The 1,703-nt window shown below is 28.9% G+C and carries 3 protein-coding genes; 1 reads left to right on the forward strand and 2 read right to left on the reverse strand.

What is annotated here, in order from left to right:
- Positions 1 to 48: 48 nt before the first annotated feature.
- On the reverse strand, positions 49 to 582 hold the full coding sequence (locus CVD18_RS22160; RefSeq protein ID WP_103867621.1) for a DUF4140 domain-containing protein: 534 nt from the start codon (positions 580 to 582) through the stop codon (positions 49 to 51).
- A gap of 231 nt (positions 583 to 813) precedes the next feature.
- Between CVD18_RS22160 and CVD18_RS22165 the strand changes: the two genes are divergently transcribed.
- A complete protein-coding gene (locus CVD18_RS22165; RefSeq protein WP_103867622.1) occupies positions 814 to 996 on the forward strand; it encodes a hypothetical protein in 183 nt (60 codons plus the stop codon).
- Between the two features lie 23 nt (positions 997 to 1,019).
- Here the strand turns inward: CVD18_RS22165 and CVD18_RS22170 are convergent, their stop codons facing one another.
- Positions 1,020 to 1,433, reverse strand: a complete 414-nt coding sequence (locus tag CVD18_RS22170) for a thiol-disulfide oxidoreductase DCC family protein (RefSeq protein ID WP_103867623.1) — start codon at positions 1,431 to 1,433, stop codon at positions 1,020 to 1,022.
- Positions 1,434 to 1,703 lie beyond the last annotated feature (270 nt).

Consider the following 1,703-nt stretch of genomic DNA (forward strand, 5'->3'; position numbering starts at 1 on the left):
GCTTTCCTCGTCTGGATAATGCTTAAAAAACTCAATTAATTTCATACTTTAAAGATACCAAGTAATAGGGAAACATAAGGATAAGCATAAAATATTATTATCTATAATAATAGACCTTTCTCGATAATAGGCGGAAATCTCTTTTATATTTTCTAATGAAATAGGAGTGATATCACTTCCTATTTTTTGATTATTATTAAGAAGTTTTTGCTCTTGCTGTAAGCCAGTTATAGTGTTGTCCAGTGTATTTTTTTCTTTCAATAATGTTTTTAATTTTGTTTTTAGAAATAAGATTTTTTCAGAATCTTTTTTCTTTTCTAAATAATTGATGGCAAAATTTAGAGATAAAATAGAGGTGTTTTGTAAGCCTGATATTTGAATACTATTTTCATCAATATTTGATGATAGATCATGTAATATGATTTCGTTGGTTCCTGGAATAAGATGTACTGTTGCTGTACGTTTTATTTGTGCTCCTGCAAGGTATACGGTTACTTCTTTTATAGATGAGTCTATTTTCTTTTCTGCGCCAAAGGGTAGAGAAAATGTACAAGACAAAAATAATAAGGTATATATTTTCATGATATGTAAGTTTTGGTTATAGATCAAATATATACGATAGTCTTCCTGCAAAAAAAACGCTATTGAGTGAATAGTATCTTTGGTTTAGTTAACCTATATGGTTTTGTAGTTTTATGTCAATACCATATAGTCAAGGGGGGAAAATCCCCCTGTCGATTCTTAGTTAAAATCCCCTAATATTTTATGGTGCTTATCTGTATCTTTGAGATATCAACTTATAAACACACAAACATGAAACGGCTTTTATTACCTATCATTCTTATCTCTTTTGCAGCAGTATGTCTGAGTATTGTGCATATCGACAATGTAAATAAACTGGACACACAATCTAATGAATTAAGAAAAAAACATCAAAAAAATATTTTAGATAATCAAGTAGATGATTCTTTAATTATTGAACCAAGTACAAAATGAAGAACTCGAAGTAATTTGATTAATTATTGATCAATAAAAAGAGCTTTGAGTTTAGAAGTTGGAATCATACAACTTTCTTTTTTGCCAAACCATTTATATCTGTTTTTGGCAATAATATCATACACCCAATCTCTAAAAAAGGTAGGTAAAATAAGGAAAACTGAAAGTAAGGGATATATACCAGACAGCTGTTTTGCAATTTGCAAAGCGGCTGTTGATTTATAATAATATGCTAAAGCAGGATCAATAAGAAGGATAGAATCTAATTTTGAAGTATCAATATTTCTCTCTGCGATTAGTTGTTTACCAATGTCACCTTGCAACGAAGCATACCTGAAAATATCTTTTTTGTCATGCTGTATAATAAAATTTATAGTGCTATTACAAAGATTACAGACACCATCAAACAGTATGATTTTTTTTCCTTTTTCAACCATAGTACAAATATACTATGAATTACTCATTGAAGTGGTTTAACTTTTTTGATTCTGGCGAAAAATAGTTGTTTTTTGATCAATTGAAGTGTTTTTTTACACTTCATAGCAGGGCTACGAAGTAAGAAAAAGACAAAAATTGAGTGAAAAAGAGCATTTTTATAGCGAATTGAAAAAAGTTTAAACTACTTCATTATATTAATCGTTAGGGTAATTAGTTCTTATAAATCTTTCAGGCGGCGTATTTGGCGTGCTTATGATGGAAATATTTTT

The sequence above is a fragment of the Aquimarina sp. I32.4 genome, from assembly GCF_002924285.1.
Lineage (GTDB): Bacteria > Bacteroidota > Bacteroidia > Flavobacteriales > Flavobacteriaceae > Aquimarina.